At 50.5% G+C, this 16,823-nt stretch carries 12 protein-coding genes; 3 read left to right on the top strand and 9 right to left on the bottom strand.

Annotated elements, in window-relative coordinates:
* The coding region (locus tag HN413_01280; protein ID MBT3389022.1) for a sortase at positions 1-682 on the top strand (682 nt) is incomplete at its 5' end.
* 60 nt (positions 683-742) lie between these two features.
* Here HN413_01280 and HN413_01275 read toward each other — a convergent pair.
* Positions 743-919 (bottom strand): hypothetical protein, encoded by a 177-nt coding sequence (locus HN413_01275; protein MBT3389021.1) that lies wholly within the window; start codon positions 917-919, stop codon positions 743-745.
* Positions 920-2,435: 1,516 nt separating this feature from the next.
* On the opposite strand from HN413_01275, the gene gndA reads away from it, so the two are divergent.
* Both gndA and HN413_01265 read left to right on the top strand, forming a co-directional pair.
* The gene (gene gndA / locus HN413_01270) at positions 2,436-3,830 is read left to right on the top strand and encodes an NADP-dependent phosphogluconate dehydrogenase (protein ID MBT3389020.1); all 1,395 of its coding nucleotides are present in this window, start codon (positions 2,436-2,438) and stop codon (positions 3,828-3,830) included.
* A gap of 25 nt (positions 3,831-3,855) precedes the next feature.
* Positions 3,856-4,368, top strand: a complete 513-nt coding sequence (locus HN413_01265; protein ID MBT3389019.1) for a gluconokinase — start codon at positions 3,856-3,858, stop codon at positions 4,366-4,368.
* Between the two features lie 584 nt (positions 4,369-4,952).
* Here the strand turns inward: HN413_01265 and HN413_01260 are convergent.
* The 8 genes from HN413_01260 to HN413_01225 form a co-directional block, all read right to left on the bottom strand.
* Positions 4,953-6,185, bottom strand: a complete 1,233-nt coding sequence (locus HN413_01260) for a family 1 glycosylhydrolase (GenBank protein ID MBT3389018.1) — start codon at positions 6,183-6,185, stop codon at positions 4,953-4,955.
* 17 nt (positions 6,186-6,202) lie between these two features.
* On the bottom strand, positions 6,203-6,412 hold the full coding sequence (locus tag HN413_01255; protein ID MBT3389017.1) for a hypothetical protein: 210 nt from the start codon (positions 6,410-6,412) through the stop codon (positions 6,203-6,205).
* A gap of 27 nt (positions 6,413-6,439) precedes the next feature.
* On the bottom strand, positions 6,440-9,220 hold the full coding sequence (locus tag HN413_01250; GenBank protein ID MBT3389016.1) for a family 78 glycoside hydrolase catalytic domain: 2,781 nt from the start codon (positions 9,218-9,220) through the stop codon (positions 6,440-6,442).
* 12 nt (positions 9,221-9,232) lie between these two features.
* A complete protein-coding gene (locus tag HN413_01245) occupies positions 9,233-12,037 on the bottom strand; it encodes a family 78 glycoside hydrolase catalytic domain (protein MBT3389015.1) in 2,805 nt (934 codons plus the stop codon).
* Positions 12,038-12,093: 56 nt separating this feature from the next.
* Positions 12,094-12,924, bottom strand: a complete 831-nt coding sequence (locus HN413_01240; GenBank protein MBT3389014.1) for a carbohydrate ABC transporter permease — start codon at positions 12,922-12,924, stop codon at positions 12,094-12,096.
* A complete protein-coding gene (locus HN413_01235; protein ID MBT3389013.1) occupies positions 12,921-13,829 on the bottom strand; it encodes a sugar ABC transporter permease in 909 nt (302 codons plus the stop codon). Before HN413_01235 ends, HN413_01240 begins: the two co-directional genes overlap by 4 nt.
* Positions 13,830-14,068: 239 nt before the next feature.
* On the bottom strand, positions 14,069-15,406 hold the full coding sequence (locus HN413_01230) for an extracellular solute-binding protein (GenBank protein MBT3389012.1): 1,338 nt from the start codon (positions 15,404-15,406) through the stop codon (positions 14,069-14,071).
* A gap of 354 nt (positions 15,407-15,760) precedes the next feature.
* Entirely contained in the window at positions 15,761-16,822 is a 1,062-nt protein-coding gene (locus HN413_01225; GenBank protein MBT3389011.1) for a LacI family DNA-binding transcriptional regulator, read from the bottom strand.
* Position 16,823: the final 1 nt, after the last annotated feature.

The following is a 16,823-nucleotide window of genomic DNA, read 5'->3' as shown; positions in this document are numbered from 1 at the left end:
TTTATTTGTTTGTGGAACGACATCGATAGAAGACCTCTCAGGCAATAAATTAAATAGTGGAACCAGCGATTCCCCGCTCAACTTCACCGTTCAGACAGCCGCACCGTCCTTGCCCTCAACTGGATTCCGTCATGGCGAAGTTACCCAGCTCCCCAAGCAGCCTGCCGCACCGTCCTTGCCCTCAACTGGATTCCGTCATGGCGAAGTTACCCAGCTCCCCAAGCAGCCTGCCGCCAAAGCCTACACCGCAACAGCGATGCTGCTCGAAATCCCCAAGCTCGGTGTGAATATACCCATTATCGGCGTGCCGCAATCAGAAGATGGCTGGGATGTGACTTGGCTCGGCAACAGTGCGGGCTATTTATCTGGCTCTGCTTTTCCCACTTGGGCAGGGAACACCGTCATTACCGGCCATGCTTGGGATGCGTACAACCAGCCCGGTTCTTTCGCTGAACTCAAAAGCCTGAAATACGGCGACCAAGTTCAAATCCGGGCGTGGAGCCAGATCTACACCTACGAAGTGCGCGAGTCCAAACTCGTCACAAAGAAAAATGTCAACACAACCTTTCAGTCTGAAGATTACGATTGGATTACACTCGTCACTTGCGAGTTCTATAACCCTTTCACAGGAGAGTATCTCTTCAGGCGGGCTGTAAGGGCTGTTTTGGTGAGTGTGAAATAAATTGGACGCAACTACAAAGAAGCCGCCCATAGTTGGGCGGCTTCTTCATTTAATGCAGCTCTACTTTTTATATGCGACGTAAATATCGGCTTCGAGCATGATATTGTCTTTGTAAAAATGGTGGGTGAAATAGATATTCCCTTCGTTATTGTCAAATGCTGCCATGAGCGGGTTCTGCCCACCTTGTGCTTGGACTTGGTGGATGAAATAGTGATGACGGTTGCCGCCACAGGACATAGATTTCTCCTTAGACTTAAAACAAAAGGGACAAGGAACGCAAAAGTTCCCTGCCCCTCCGCAGGTGAGATAAAGGCAGTGCTATTTGGTTGTCTTTAGGAGTTTACTAAGGGAATTTAGGTTTTACTAGAGGAATGTGTTCTCTCAATAAATGTTGTTTTTGAGGATCTAGGCTGTGCCCGTCGTCTTAATAAATATTGTGCGACATATATTTGCAGTAAAATAAGTTTCAAACTCAGATTGTGATAAATTTATATTCATCGTTGAACAAGTTTTGAGACCCCTTTACTTCAAGCAATAGGATAACTTATAAGTGCCTGAACCCCAAAATAACAAAATCTCATTTCAAAAATACCTTTTTGGGTATTTTTCTTTAGCATCATTGGGTGCTTTAGTTGGGTTAAATCACCTATTGACGATCCCATCTGACCCCAAAAACCAGATTCTTTTCGGGTACTCTTCATCGCGGCTTGGATTGATATTTTTTTTCATCGTCGCGATTATTAGCACAGCCTATTTCGCACTAAAATCTTGGCGTAATCTGCGATGGGCGCAAAAAATAGAGAGATTGCTCTTCGGCGAGATAAAAACTACTTTATGGGGATTAAGCATTTCAGGCATAGTCTTTTTTATATTTGGGCTATTTTTGCTAATTCCTTCTAACCAATTTGCAGGGTTTGTGGTCTTTGCTGAACGTCTGCGCCCCTTTGCGATTTATATTGCTCAAATCAGTTTTCAGACGATCATTTTCTTGCGTAGAAATCAATGCCTAGATTGGGAAGCTCTTAAGCGGGAATTAATCGCGCATCGTAGAACTCTGTGGATTGGCGGAGGCTGCCTGGCGGTTTTTGCGGGAATTTGGGGACTAATCTCACGCACGGGAATTGGTATCCAGCCCAATACACGGACGTATTGGTATGAGACCGGGGTGCCGGTTTTAGCCATCCAGATGCTTTTTGTTGGCATCATCGCGTCAGCAATCTCCCATCTGATTTCATGGATTTTGCGAAAATATTCTGTCATCCAGGAAAAACACTCAAAATGGCTAATAATCCTGTTGGGCGCAGGGATATGGGGGCTGGCAGCTTTTCTATGGAATCAAGCACCTATGCCTAGAAATACTTTTTGGGCACCGGGTCCTTTTCCTCCCGGTAATGCCTATCTCCCCTACTCTGATGCCGCCACTTTTGATATCTATGCCCAATTTGCGCTGATCGGACAAGGGATTGCAAATGGGGATGTCTCTGTGGGGCATAACGCCTATATAGGGTTTTTAGCCTTCCTGCATTTATTAGCGGGGCAAGATTACGCGCTTTTGGTGGGTTTGCAAGTTGCCTTATTTGCAATTTTCCCCGTGCTTGTATTTTTTATTGGAAAAATAATGCACGGTCGTTTTTTAGGCATTTTCCTGGCAGGGTTGGTCATTATTCAGGAATTAAATGCGATTGCTTCTGGGGGCTGGCTGAATTTATCTCATTCTAGATTTCTCCTGAGCGAATTCCCAACAAAAATAGGCATGGCTGCGCTGATATTGCTACTATTTCTCTGGTTGCGCGAGCATAGCGAGTCTGGCAAGAATTTCGCCTACGCTTTGCCTTTGGGCGGCATTCTTGGGGTTTTAATCATGGTCAGGTATAACACGCTCGCGATGCCCTTTGCAATCATCGCCGGGATTATGCTTATATTTGGAAAAGAATGGAGAAAATCTCTAAAGGCATCCCTGATATTGGTGCTTACTCTTTTTATCACGATAGCCCCCTGGATGTGGCGGAGTTGGAAACTCTCTGGCGACCTGCTGATCGACGGCGGGAACACTCATTTTATGGATACCGAACGCCGTTCGCAGGCGCTTGAAGCCAAAGGCATCATTTACATTGGCGCTGGTATTAGCGGCGGGGAACAAGGGGCGCTCTGGGGACCGTCCATCATGCCAGGCGGGCAGGCTGAAGCCTGGGCGCTCGTTAGACCCATCTTCGAGGCGATCAGCGCCCAGGTTGAGGGCGAGCCGTGTGTGGCGCATGTCGGTCCACGCGGGGCCGGGCATTACGTCAAAATGGTGCATAACGGTATCGAATATGGCGATATGCAGCTCATCGCCGAATCCTACGACATCCTCCATCGTGGGCTTGGCTTGGAGAACGCTCGCCTGCATGAAATCTTCGCCGAGTGGAATCGGGGCGAACTCGCATCCTATCTGATCGAGATCACCGCTGATATTTTTGCCAAAAAAGATCCCGAAACCAGTGCGGCTGTGGTTGACCTGATTCTGGACGAAGCCGCTCAAAAGGGGACGGGCAAGTGGACGAGCCAAAACGCCCTCGATCTGGGCGCTCCGACCTCGACGATCAACGCGGCGGTCGAAAGTCGTATTATCTCAGCCTATAAAGATGAGCGTGTGGCTGCATCTCAAATCTTGACAGGACCCGAAACCAAAATTTCTGGTGAACCAGAAAAAATTATCAACTTAGTGCGAGATGCTCTTTATGCCGCAAAAATCTGTTCTTATGCTCAAGGCTTTGGGCTAATGAAACTGGCGAGCGAAGAGTATGGCTACAAACTGAAATACGGCGAAATTGCAAAAATCTGGCGGGGCGGCTGCATTATCCGTGCCCGTTTTTTGAACGATATTCGAGATGCCTTCATACGCAACCCCGGTCTACCAAACCTGATGATCGACCCGGAATTTTCACAGCTGATGAATGCGAAACAGTCTGCCTTACGCAAAGTCGTGGCGATGGCTGCCGAAAATGGCATCCCTGCATTAGCGTTCAGTTCGGCGCTGGCGTATTTTGACGCCTATCGCAGCGCACGTCTGCCCGCTAATTTGACACAAGCGCAGCGAGATTATTTCGGCGCCCATACCTATCGGCGTGTGGATAAAGACGGCTCCTTCCACACAGAGTGGCAATAGCATGGACACCAAATTCTTCATCGTCATGGGCGTTTCTGGCTGTGGAAAGACGACCGTTGGTACAGCACTGGCAGAGCGCCTCGGCTGGAATTTCTACGATGCCGACGATTTTCATCCGCCCGAAAATGTCGCCAAGATGGCATCAGGGATACCGCTGAATGACGCTGACCGCTATCCCTGGCTGGTGGTTCTGCATGATTTGATTTCTACTTCTCTTGAAAAGGGAAAGCCTGGCGTTTTGGCGTGTTCGGCGCTCAAGGAAAGTTATCGTGAGATATTGCTGAAAAATAACGAAAACGTGCAGATTGTTTATCTAAAGGGAAGTTTCAATTTGATCTTGTCGCGGATGCAGGCACGCAGCAGTCACTATATGAAGCCAGAGATGCTCCAGAGTCAGTTCGACGCGCTTGAGGAGCCAGAGATGGCGATAACAGTTCCCATTTCAGTCAGCGTAAACGAAATTGTGAGTTATATCGTGAAGCGAAACAAGAGGATAAAAAAACACTACGCTACAGTCATGACAATCTCAATGCGTTAGCAATCGTGTATGTGGGTATAAATTCCCACCTTATTCCGTAATACAGTGATGTGCTTTTATAGTCACGCCCAAACAATATATGATGCTATTGTCCACGGTATTGAGATAGCAGGTACAATAACTCCATGCTCTCAATTGATAGAAAAGTATACCGGTTGTTGTCCCAACCATGCTAATGTTGTATCCGCCTGTTGATATTAGACAACGGACGTAATATCTAATCAAGATTTATATCCATTATCTCAAGCTCCAGTAGGCAAACAAGTTACAAAGTCGCCAAAATCAATCCGGTGCGGTAGTAATCGTGTATACGGGTATAAATTTCGTCCTCGGCTAGCGTTGGCGGCAACGTAGGCGGCAAAAAAGAGGCGTTTTCTCACCTACAGACGTAATTTGGAAACCGCTAGTCAGAAACCACCGGCGGTTTTTCTATGGAGAGTATCTTATTAGTTTCCCCCGTTTCTATTTCACGAACTTTGAAAGGGGGCAATTCCATATAAATCCACGAGACAAAAAGACACTCCCTGTTTCATTTTGAAGCGGGGAGTGTCTTTTCCTTAAACCGTTTGTTTCTTGTACCGATCTCAATATTGATAGCGATTCTCTTTTGCCATCTTCCCCAACCAATAGGCGCTCGGTTTGGGCGTGCGTTTTTGCGTTGCTCTATCTACAGCAACGATGCCGAATTTGGGTGTGTAGCCTGCGACCCACTCAAAATTATCAAAAGCAGACCAGGCAAAATAACCACGCACGTCGATGCCTTCTTGCAGGGTCTCAGTGACAGAACGCAGTGCCCGCTGGAAATACTCCAAACGACGGGTATCGTCTTCACTGGAGAAACCATTTTCGGTCACGATAACTGGTAGCCCCGTCACTTTGGCGGCGTGGCGGATAGTGCCACCCAGCGCTTCGGGATAGTATTCTTCGCCCATCTGGTTCTTTTCAATATCATCGCCGGGGTGGATGATGCCATCCGGACCCACGAGCATACGGGAGTAAGTCTGTACACCGATGAAATCATCGCCTTCGAGCTGCTCAAGGAAGATGTCGTTCATCTCATATTGATATTCGGCGGCTTTTTCTTCGCCGCCCTCGGCTGCCTGCACATCGACCAATGCCATTGTCAGCCCAACGGGAAAATCGCCAGGACCCGCTTTGATGACGTTCAGCGCCTTTTTGTGAGCAGCCAGGATCACATTCCGTGCTTCGGGCGTGCCTGCAAACTGGAAAAGACCGAGCCGTTCTGGGGACACGCCAAAGGCTTGAGCGGCATTTTGCCAGAAGGGCGTATCCTGCATTTTGAAGGGCAGTATCTTTGATAGCAAAACGGGGATATTCGGTTCGTTGACCGTGCAAGCCACGCCGATCAAATCGCCGAGATGATTGACGGCTTTTTCGCAGTAGCGGGCAAAACGATCTGGCGTGCCTTCGTCTACCCAACCACCGTAGGGCATCAGCCAGCGAGGGGTGGTAAAGTGGTGAAAGGTGACGACAGGTTGAATGCCGTTCTCGTGGCAGGTCGCCAACATGCGGCGGTAATGTTCGAGTTCAGCATAGGAGAATTCGCCTTCTTCGGGTTCGATGCGTGCCCAATCCAGCGAGAAGCGATAGGCATTGAACCCCAGCGAAGCCAGCAGGGCTATATCTTCGGGGTAACGATGGTAGTGATCGCAGGCATCACCTGATGGTTCGGCATAGACGGTTTCAGGTAAATGTTCCAGCACCCAGCTTTCGGTGTTGATGTTGTTGCCTTCGACCTGGTGGGCAGCGGTTGCGGTGCCCCATAAGAAGTTTTTCGGGAAGGTGAATGTAGTCATGCTCGTCTCCTAAAAGATTATTTTCTTTTATCCGTTTGTTTGAAATAGACAAATAAGCCCATAAAGCCGCCCATAAACCCGCTGATCAGTCCGCTTACCCCGTTACCGAGTGCATTTGCCAACACGGTTTCGGGCATGGGAATGAGAAAATAGTTGAGTAAAAAGCTGGGCAGTAACCCCATCACGCCGCCGATGATGGCAGCCTTGATAATTTCAGATTTGTTCATTTTGTCTTTTCCTATGTTGTTTTTGATTTAGACAGAGTAGGGGTATTCAAATCTATACGTTCCACTGCCGACTTCCACGAGCAGGTCGTTGCCAGATTGGGTTGTTGGAAGTTCACTGGCAACCAACTGTCCGTTGGCGCCGACCAAGCGCAAGGTGGCGGTCGTGTTCGGCGGGATTTTTGCATCCACTCGCAGCAGCCCGTCTTCCAGTTCCCATCCAGAAACGATCTCGCCATAGACGGATTGATAGGTCGCTTTGGTGTGCGTCAAGTGTTCATCGGGATGCGGGTGGATGACGATATGTTTGTAGCCTGCCTGCGCCTTGTCTAGCCCTGCGACATGGCGATAGAGCCAGTCGCCGACTGCGCCAAAGGCATAGTGATTGAAGGATGCCAGCGTGACTTCGCCGTTCGGGGCGATGGCATCCCAGGTTTCCCAGATGGTGGTGGCGCCCCGAACGACTTCGTAAAGCCAGGAGGGGCATTGGGTTTGGAAAAGCAGCTTGTAGGCAACATCCTGCCTGCCGTTTTCGCTGAGCACGTCCAAGAGATAGGGCACGGAGACAAAACCCGTGTCCAGCCGATAGCCGTTTTCGGCGATCAAGCCGACCAACTGTTCGGTGACGGGCAGTCGCATTTCGGCGGGCATCAACTTCATTTTGAGCGCCATCACATACATGCCCTGATAATGGGCGGGCAAACTGCCATCGTCGCCGAGATATTCTTTGGCAAAAGCGGAGCGGATTTTCTCGTTCAATTCAGCAAAGCGCTGTTCGTCATCTTCTTTGCCAAGCACGGCGGCAATCTGTGTCATCAGTTCCGTTGAGTAGGCATAAAAGGCGCTGGCGACGACTTCCTTGGTGGCGTTGGCGGCGTCGAAAGGATTGCTGTAACCGCCCGTCAGGCTGGGGATGAGCCAATCGCCAAAGTGAAAGCCCGTATTCCAGAGATGTTTTTGGCGCTCACGAGCGTCTGCGCTCAACTCGCCGAGCCGTTCGGGGATGCCGCTCTCGGCTTCCTGCCGCACATAATCCAACCAGCGCAGCATCGTGGCGTAATTTTCTGCCAGCACACGCTCGTCACCGTAGCTTTGATAGAGCGTCCACGGGATGATGATGCAGGCATCGCCCCATCCCGCCGACGTATGCGCCCCGCCCTGAATGGGCGTGAACATCTCGATATAACTCCGCCAATACGGCACGGTGGCGGGGACTTGCCCATCTTCCCGCTGTTCGATTTGCAGATTGCGCAGCCAGCGAGTGAAGAAGGCGTGGACGTCCATATTGAAGCAGGCGGTCGGGATGAAGACCTGCGCATCGCCCGTGAAACCAGCCCGCTCCCGTTGTGGACAATCGGTAGGGATAGAGACAAAGTTTCCCGTTTGACTCCAGCGAATATTTTCCTGTAATTGATTGATGCGTTCATCCGAGCAGGTGAAACTGCCCGATTCCCGCAAATCGGATGCGATCACCAAGCCAATAAAATCATCAACCGTTGGCTCGCCTGGATAGCCTGTGATGCGCACATAGCGAAAACCGTGCGTGGTGAAGAAGGGTTCGTAAACTTCAACGTCTTCGCCTTTGCAGACATAGACATCCCGCTGGTCTTTGTTGCGTCCCCGAATCTGCTGCATGAAGTTGCCATCGGCATCCAGCATTTCTGCGTGATCAAGCACGATCTCTGTTTTGGTTGTCCCTTGCACTGACATGCGAATTTTGCCATGAATGTTTTGTCCCAAATCAACAACAGTTTCGCCGTTGGGGGTTTTGATGATCGCTACGGGTTTGATTTCTTGAACGATTCGCAACGGTTCGCCATATTGAGCGACGAGATTGTTGTAGCCAAAATTAGCGGTGTTGACGTTTTTCCAGGCAGAATCTTCAAAACCAAGTCGATCCCAACCAGTGTTTTCGAGCGTGGCGTCATAACGCTCGCCGATGAAGAGATCGGCGTAGACCAATGCGCCCGTCGATGATTTGAAACTCTCATCGGAGATGATCGTTTCTCGGCTGCCGTCTTCGTATTCGATTTCGAGTTTGAGCAGGAGAGCGAGCTTGTCGCCGTACTGGCAGCTATCGCCAGGCAGACCAATGCGACCACGATACCAGCCGTCGCCGAGGATGGCGCCGAGCACGTTTTTGCCAGTGGCGAGCATTTTGGTCACATCGTAGGTTTGGTATTGCAGGTAGCTGTCGTAGGCGGTGATTTCAGGAGCGAGTTCAATATCGCCGATCCGTGCGCCGTTGAGGGAGAGTTGATAAATGCCATGCGCTGTGGCATAGATGCGGGCTTTGGCGACCGTTTTTTGCGCTGAAAATTCCTTGCGGAGATATTGGGCAGGGTTAAGGCGGGCATAATCGGCGTCAGGTTGCGGTGAGATCGTTCCCAGGTTTTGGAACATGTTGATGGGCGGCTCTGGTTTAGCGGCATCCTGTTCGGGTTCGATCCAGTGGGCAGCCCAATCGTTGGGGTTGAGCAATCCCATTTCCCAGAAGGCAACCATGCTCCAGCCTGAGGGCGAATCGTTCTCATCCCAGATGCGCACCCGCCAAAAATAACGCTGGCGGGATTCGAGCGCCTGTCCCACATATTTCACCGCAATCGAATTGTCGGAAAGCACCTTGCCCGAATCCCAGACAAATTCATCCCAGGTGATTGTTTTGGAGACCTGAACCTGATAGGCGCTTTGCAGCACGCCGTGACGTTTGGCGATGAGTTTCCATGAGAGTTGTGGTTGCTTCGTGTCGATGCCGATAGGATTTTGCAGACTTTCACAGCGTAGATCGTTGACGAGTATGTTTGCAGACATAAAAAACCTATCTTAGAGATTGGCGAGGGCGGCGTTCATGGTTTCAACGGCTTGGTCATAATTGGGCAGCATTTTGAGCGCTTCCCGCAAGGGCATATTGCGCTCGTTGGACAAAATCCCTTTGATGAAGCCCGGTGCGCCGAGTCGATCCAGCACACCAAAGATGATGCCCGTGGCTGTGGGGTCGTACATGATCTCGCCGACGATGTTGTCAACGGTGTAGGGCGTGGCAGCATCAGGGTCTTGCCAGGGTTGCGACCAATGCCATTGGCCTGAGCCGACTTCATGCTTTTCGCCGTTTGGCAGGGTGATTTCTGCGCTGGTGTTGGGCGGGATAACAATACCCAGCGTGAAGGTGTCGTTTTCAATAGTCCAGAAGACTTTCGCCAACCCGTAGGGGGTACGATGTTGGGTGTTGGCGTGCGTAAGTCCGGCACTGGGGTGGGGTGCAATTTCCATGCGGCGGTAGCCAGCCTCCACAGGAGCGATGCCGCCGATGGTGCGCTGCATCCAGTCGGCGACTGCGCCGAGGGCGTAATGGTTGAAGGAGGTCATCTCACCCGGGTTGATCGAGCCATCTGGCAGCATCGAGTCCCAGCGCTCCCAGATGGTGGTGGCGCCCATCGTGACGGGGTAAAGCCAGGATGGGTTTTCTTTCTGCATGAGCAGGCGATAGGCGGTGCGATACTGTCCCGTTTGACAAAGAGCATCGCAGATGAGCGGCGTGCCGACAAAACCCGTGCGGATACGATAGCCGCTATCCAGCACCAGCGCTGCTAGACGTTTGCCTGCATATTGGCGTTGTTCTACAGTGGGGAGTAAGTCGAAAACCAGGGCGAGCGCATAAGCGGTTTCGGCATCGCTCATCATGCGTCCTGTGGGGGTGACGTATTCACGGGCAAAGGCGTTTTTGGCTTTTTCTGCCAAAATACGGTACTTCTTTTCTGTGTCTTTGCGCCCCAGAATTTGAGCGCTGCGAGCGACCAGCTCGGCAGAATGCGCAAAATAGGCGTTGGCAACAATTGTTTTATCGGTGCGGGCTTGTGCGGGTTTGTCGGGCGGAGCGGTCGGGTCAAGCCAGTCGCCAAACTGGAAGCCCGTATCCCAGAGCTGGTTTTCTCCTGCCTGCGTGGCAATGAAATCGACCCAATTGCACATGCTCTCGAACTGATCTGCCAAAATGTGGGCGTCACCAAAGCGTTGGTATAAGACCCAGGGCACGACGGTTGCCGCATCGCCCCAGGCGGCTGCGCCAGCGCCAAAAGGCAGGATACTTGGCACAACAGCGGGGACGCTGCCGCCCAGCTTACGCTGTTCAATTGCCAGATCTTTGAGCCACGATTGCAAAAATCCACTGGCATCATATAAAAATGAAGCAGTCGGCGAAAAGACCTGAATATCACCTGTCCAGCCCATGCGCTCGTCACGCTGCGGGCAATCGGTCGGGACGTCGAGGAAGTTGCCACGCATGCCCCAAACTACATTTTGATGCAATTGGTTGAGCAGCGGGTCAGAGCATTCGAACCAGCCCGTGCGCTCCATATCCGAGTGGATGACGATGGCGCTTAGGTTTTCGAAGGTGAGTTCGCCATTCCAGCCGCTGATTTCGACATAACGGAAGCCGTGGAAGGTAAATCTCGGCTCCCAGATTTCCACGTCTTCGCCTTTGCAGATATAGCGGTCAGTGGCTTTTGCCATGCGCAGCGGACGGGTGCCGAGTTCACCGTTTTCGAGCACTTCTGCGTGGCGCAGGGTGATGACCTGCCCCGCTTCGCCCGTAACCTTGAGTTGGATTCTGCCTACGAGATTCTGCCCAAAGTCGACCAATGTCTTTCCAGATGGAGATGTGGTGATGGACACAGGTGCCAGGGTCTCGATACGGCGGACGGGAACCCCAAGCGGAGCAGACAGCGAATTCAGACTCTGCCTGAGCGTGGTCGTTGGCAGCCAGGCAGAATCGTCAAAGCCCGGCTTGGTCCAGTCAACGGGTTCGAGACGAACATCGTAGCTTTCACCGTCGTAGATGCTGCTCGTCAAGATAGCGCCTTTGGAGGCACGCCAGTTTTCGTCGGTGATAATGGTTTCTTTTGAGCCATCGGCATATTGGATTTCAAGCTGTGCAAGCAAAGCAAGTTTGTCCCCGTAGATATTGCGCTTGCCACCGCCAAACCCAAGCCGTCCACGATACCAGCCATCGCCCAAAATTGCACCGATGGCGTTTTTGCCTGATATGAGCAGGTCGGTGACATCGAAAGTTTGATAACGCAGGTGTTCGTCGTAGGCTGTCCAGCCGGGGGCGAGAACATGGTCGCTGACGAGTTGCCCGTTGATTTCGGCTTCGTAAACGCCGAGGGCGGTGATGTAGAGACGGGCGGATTTGATGTTAGAGCGCAGGTCAAATTCTCGGCGTAAGTAGGGGGATGGGTTTGATCGGTCGGGGTTTTCATCCCAGGTTGGGGTGATGAATTTGGCGTGCCAATCTTCGGGTTGAAATAAAGCCGCTTCAACGGAAACAAGTTCACTCCAGGGCGATTCGCTGCCGTCCTGTCCCCAGACACGCACCCGCACCGAGACACGTTCACGGGATTGGAGCGGGGCAAACATCCAATCCACAAGCAGGGATTGCTCTGAATTAATTCGTCCCGTTTTTTCGAGCAGTTTGCCATCAGCGGCGTATTTTTCGATCTCGTAGGCGTTTTGGCGCCAGTTTTGCAGGTCTGTTCCGACACGCCATGAAAGACGTGGGGCAGCCATGCCGATGCCGAAGGCTTCGCTGCGGTGTTCGACGGAGAGATTTACCGAAGGTATTTTTGACATTTTTATTCCTAAAGATGGGGTGATGAAATAAGAAAAGGAATGCTGCTAATAGCCATCTATCCTTTAACGGCTCCGCCCGCCATACCTTTGATAAAGTGCTTTTGGAGCAGCAGAAAGACCGTTATCATGGGCAGGATGGAGAGAATCACGGCTGCCATGACGAGATTTAGTTTGCTATTATATTGCCCTACAAAGGTAAAAATGGAAAGTTGCAGTGTGCGCATTTCTTTTTTGGGCAGGAAGAGTAAGACCATGAAAAAATCATTCCAGAGGGACATGATATTCATGATGATGACGGTGGATGTGACGGGTTTGAGCAGGGGGAAAATGATTTGCCAAAATATACGGAGTTTTCCCGCGCCATCGACCATTGCGGCTTCTTCTAACTCACGGTTGATGCCTTTGATGAATCCTGTATAGAGAAAAATTACCATTGGAAGCGATACTGCAACGTAAATGAAAATGATGCCTGTGTAGGTATTAATCAGGTCGAGCATTTTCATCAGACGGTAGAGTGGCAGCATGGCAAGCTGGAAGGGCACCATGATGCCTGATAGAAAAAAGTAGAAAATCGGCGTCCACTTGGTGCGGCGGGCAAGGGGATATGCGGCGGAAGCGCCAAAAACGATTAAAAAGAAAATCGAGACGGAGGTCAGGATGATACTGTTTTTCATGCCGCGAGTTAAATTGGCTTCGTTCCACGCTCTGCTGAAGGTGTCCCATTGAATATCTTGTGGGAATCCGAAGGGATTTTCCGCCAACTCTGCTGGGGATTTAATTGCGGCGGAAATCATCATTGCAAGAGGAATAATTGTGATGATTGTCCACGTTAAGACGATCAATAAAGAGACCGTTTTACCCCAAAGTTGCTGTCGCTTAAGGCTCATAGCTGCACCTCCCGCCGAGTGAGGTAAGTGAGTTGGATTAAGGATAAGATCAGAATAATGGCAAACATAACTACCGCAACGGCTGTGCCATAACCAAATTTGGTGAAGTCGAAGGCTTGCCGGAAAATAAAGGTGGTGATTGATTCGGTGGCGCGTCCGGGTCCTCCCTGCGTCATGATGTAGATTAGGTCGAACTCTTTTAGAGAGCCGATCATTGAGAGAACGACGTTAATGGTGAAGGCAGGCGCGATGAGGGGAAAGGTGATATACCAAAATCGCTGCCAGGCATTGGCGCCATCGATGCTGGCGGCTTCCTGAATGACTTCGGGGATGGCTTGCAGCCCGGCAAGGTAAATAATCATCGACATGCCAACCCAACGCCATATCGTGGTGGCAACGAGACTGTATAAGGCAATATCGGGGTTGCCAAGCCAGCTTTGTGTCCAAGTCTCCAGTCCAAAATTGGTCAAGAGTTGGTTAATTACCCCGTTGGGAGCAAACATATATTTCCAGATACTGCCAAGTGCAATACTGCTTAATAAAGGCGGAATAAGAAAGAGAACGCGAAAACCGCGGAAGGATTTATGTGAAACCGCGAGCGCCAGCACCATTCCAAGTATATTTTGAATGGTGGTCGCAAAAAAAGCGTATTTAAAAGTGTTGCCAAGCGCTTGCCAGAAATGTTTATCTTCCCAAATTTTGGCAAAGTTTTGCAAGCCGACAAAATCAAGCTGCGGATTGAGACCGTTCCACTTGGTCAGGCTGATGTAAAAACTGCTTGCGACGGGATAAATAAAAAAAACCGAGAAAATCACTACTGCAGGAAGGACAAAGAGGCTGTCTCCAAGGATAGCCCGCCACCGCGCTCGACCGACAAAAAAGCTTCGCCCTGATTTTGCTTGCATGGAATGCTCCGTCTACTAGTGAGAATAAATAAGCGTTGTAAAAGTAGAAGTGACTGTCATCTTTCAGAACCTGTAGACACAGCGAGCCGTTAAAGAAAAACAGTCACGATGATTCTTATGGCGTTTTCGCAGGTGACAGTCACTTCGCCAAGGTTTTGAAATTACATCTTCGGTGACGGGCACTTGCCGTGCCCGTCACCCAAATGAAGGAGTTTACTGTAAGGTGTAAAGCGCCAGAGTTAATTGGTTGCACTTGCCCAAGCGGCATCCATTTCCTGGAGCATTTCCTCAACAGTCATCTCGCCGGCAAAGACAGACTGTATCCCTGCCAGCATTACATCTTGCACGCCAGCGGGCCAGTTCTGGTCAAGGAAGGGGTATGAACCAACTTCAAGGTAAGGCAGCATTTCCCCTGCCGCTTCGTCAATGGTCGGGTTCATGCCTTCAGATGCCGGAAAAGCGCCTCTTTGGGTCAAATAGAGGTCCATAATCTCAGGGCGCGCCCAGAAGTCTAAATAAGCCTTCGCTTCTTCGGGATATTCGGTGTCGGCAGAAAGAGTGATCGTGATCCCGATCGCGGAAGATACCCAGACATCGCCGCCGGCATCATAAGGCAGTGGGAACATGCCCCATTCAGCATCGGGGGCTTTTTCACGCAAGGCGGCAATTGCCCAGTTGCCCTGAACCAACATGGCAGCTTCACCATTCGCCATCAGATCGTTTGCCAGCTCGTAGCCGGTGCCCAACGCATCTGCATTCACGTAGCCTTTGGCTTCAAGGTCAAGGTAATCCGCCATCATGCCTTCCCAGGCAGAGCCGACAAAGGTGGCTTCGCCTGCATACATTTGGGCATCAAAGTCGATATTATCGCGATAAATCGCAGAAGGCGCCATCGCATAAGGGATCAATTGTGTTACCCAGGCATCCTGCAAGCCAAGCGCTAGGGGCGCCACACCAGAAGCCTTGACCGTTTCACAGACCGCAAGGAATTCATCCCAGTTTGCGGGAACGTCTAAGCCCAAATCGGCAAAAATCTGCTTATTGTAGATCACACCGATCACATTGGCGTCTACCGGCATGGTCATCACTTTGCCATTGTAGGTGGAAACGAATTTGGCGCCATCAAACAGGCTGCCAACCCAGGGTTCGTTGCTCAGGTCCATCAAATATCCCGCTTCTGCCTGGGGATGGAACTTCGTGCCGGGGAAAACGCCAAATACATCAGGGGCATCATTTGCCGAAAGGCGCGTCGTCATTACTTGCTCATAGGTATCCGTATCTGCCGTCTCAAATTCAACGGTGATATTGGGGTATTCAGCATGGAAGCGATCATTAATTTCTTTGATAAGCGTTTCGCCAATATCCGCGCCAAACCAGTGATAAAACTCAAGGGTCACAGGTTCAGCTTCTTCAGCGGCGGGCGCTTCTTCGACCACTGTTTCTTCTTCAGCGGCAGTCTCTTCGGCTGCGGGTTGTGGCGCTTCTTCCACAACAGGCTCGGCGGCGGGTTGACATGCACTCAACACCATTGCCACAAGCAAAATAACCGCAAAAAGTAACTTGCTCTTCGTTTTCATCTTTTTACTCACTCCTATATCTTTGGTAGAATTGGAAAGGCTCCGGGCAGGGAAATTTGGCTGATATGCCAAAAGCTCTGCTCATCCTTTTTGAGAGATACCGCGTCCCGCCAGGTCTGTCGGTATCTCTTTTTTTGGGAACTTGAAATCAATTTAGCCACCTGATAGTTTTGTTTTAGGTGGTGGTTGAGTAGCCCCGAGTGCTTTTTCGGGGTGTATCGAAACCACAAAATAGTATTTTTCTGCCTGACTGTTGGTTTCGATACGGCGAAAAGCGTCGCCTACTCAACCAACGATGGTTCTTTTTAGCAAAGTGTCAGGTCGTTTGAAATCAACTTGCATTATTTTTTCTTATCACCTCCTTTCTTCCCATGTTGATGCAGGAAGCTGCGGAGCGGCTCCGGTTGATTCTCGAATTAACACTTCGTGAGGGATCGTCACTTTCTGATAATCTTCATTAGGATCCTCCAGCCGCCGCACCAAAAACCGAAATGCCTCCCGACTCCATTTAATCGTGTCCCATGAAACAGTCGTCAAGCTGGGAGTCATATATTCACCTAAATTAATCCCGTCATATCCTGAAATAGATATATCATCCGGCACGCGAAGGTTGTACTCATGCGCAGCCCTGATTGCCCCCATCGCCAACCAATCATTTACACACACTAATGCAGTGGGGGGAGAATCCACTGAAAAAATCCGGCATGCCGCTAAATAGCCATCTCGAATTGTAGGTCCACACTCAATAACAGATGTCTCTAATAATGGCAACTGATGCTCATTCAAGAAAGCTTTATATGGCTCCAAACGGTCAAGCGCTTCCTCATCCGGAGCAACGCCATACAATAAACTGATTTGACGATGCCCAAGACCATAAAGATAATGCAGCAACTCAGTGGTCGCGTGGCGATAATCAGAGTGCAAACAGTCGGTCTCGTAATCGAAATTGCCAAGCACGATCGGCAATTGTTGTTTCAACAGTTGATTGAGGATGATTTGTGCCTCTTTGGAATAAGTAACATAGGAACCAATGATGATAATCCCATCAATTCGGCGTCCAGCAAGCGCCCTCAAAATCGTGATTCCGCGTTCCCCGCTGAGTTCACTGCTATACATCATCACATGATAACCCCACTGACGCGCTTCAAGTTCAAACCCTTCCATCATCTCCCAATAATGTGGATTCCGCACATCGGGAATCAAAATACCGATTGTTTTTGTCGCCCCGCCGGAACGCAGCGAACGTGCTTGTGCGTGGGGTTCATACCCTAATTCTTCGATTGCATCCCAAACACGCTGCTGGGTCTCAGCGGAGATCGGTACGCCTTTGTTCGTGGCGCCATTGAGCACATACGAGACAGTCGCTCGTGATACGCCCGCTCGTTTGGCAACATCAACTTGTGTGGGACGATTCATG

The organism is Chloroflexota bacterium, from assembly GCA_018648225.1.
In the GTDB taxonomy this organism is placed as follows: domain Bacteria; phylum Chloroflexota; class Anaerolineae; order Anaerolineales; family UBA11858; genus NIOZ-UU35.
The sequence above is the reverse complement of the archived record's forward strand: the minus strand, read 5'-3'. Positions and strand labels throughout refer to the sequence as shown.

Excerpts from the sequence above, each read along its gene's own strand:
- HN413_01275 (MBT3389021.1), bottom strand. The coding sequence starts at position 919 with ATGTCCTGTGGCGGCAACCGTCATCACTATTTCATCCACCAAGTCCAA.
- gndA (MBT3389020.1), top strand. The coding sequence starts at position 2,436 with ATGGCTGCGCTGATATTGCTACTATTTCTCTGGTTGCGCGAGCATAGC.
- HN413_01265 (MBT3389019.1), top strand. The coding sequence starts at position 3,856 with ATGGGCGTTTCTGGCTGTGGAAAGACGACCGTTGGTACAGCACTGGCA.
- HN413_01260 (MBT3389018.1), bottom strand. The coding sequence starts at position 6,185 with ATGACTACATTCACCTTCCCGAAAAACTTCTTATGGGGCACCGCAACC.
- HN413_01255 (MBT3389017.1), bottom strand. The coding sequence starts at position 6,412 with ATGAACAAATCTGAAATTATCAAGGCTGCCATCATCGGCGGCGTGATG.
- HN413_01250 (MBT3389016.1), bottom strand. The coding sequence starts at position 9,220 with ATGTCTGCAAACATACTCGTCAACGATCTACGCTGTGAAAGTCTGCAA.
- HN413_01245 (MBT3389015.1), bottom strand. The coding sequence starts at position 12,037 with ATGTCAAAAATACCTTCGGTAAATCTCTCCGTCGAACACCGCAGCGAA.
- HN413_01240 (MBT3389014.1), bottom strand. The coding sequence starts at position 12,924 with ATGAGCCTTAAGCGACAGCAACTTTGGGGTAAAACGGTCTCTTTATTG.
- HN413_01235 (MBT3389013.1), bottom strand. The coding sequence starts at position 13,829 with ATGCAAGCAAAATCAGGGCGAAGCTTTTTTGTCGGTCGAGCGCGGTGG.
- HN413_01230 (MBT3389012.1), bottom strand. The coding sequence starts at position 15,406 with ATGAAAACGAAGAGCAAGTTACTTTTTGCGGTTATTTTGCTTGTGGCA.
- HN413_01225 (MBT3389011.1), bottom strand. The coding sequence starts at position 16,822 with ATGAATCGTCCCACACAAGTTGATGTTGCCAAACGAGCGGGCGTATCA.